The sequence below is a fragment of the Streptococcus sp. HMSC064H09 genome (assembly GCF_001812625.1).
Taxonomy (GTDB): Bacteria; Bacillota; Bacilli; order Lactobacillales; family Streptococcaceae; genus Streptococcus.
The window spans coordinates 1-224 of the sequence record NZ_KV809598.1; the positions used below are offsets into that span (position 1 = coordinate 1).

Consider the following 224-nt stretch of genomic DNA (forward strand, 5'->3'; position numbering starts at 1 on the left):
CCTCCTTAGGCATCCACTTGGACACGATCAGAGTTGTGGTCGATAATCTTAGAAAGGAATTGAACAGCACGAGGTTCAGTTGGATTGTCAAAGAAACCATCCACATCCGTAGTATCCACAAGAACCTGACCTTCAGCCATGAAAATGATACGGTCTGCCACACTGCGGGCAAAGCCCATTTCATGGGTAACAACTACCATGTTCATGCCACCTTTGGCAAGGTT

Annotated in this window: 1 pseudogene; it reads right to left on the minus strand. The window is 46.9% G+C overall.

What is annotated here, in order from left to right:
• Positions 1-5 precede the first annotated feature (5 nt).
• Positions 6-224, minus strand: a pseudogene (locus HMPREF2867_RS07835) (amino acid ABC transporter ATP-binding protein); the annotation flags it as partial.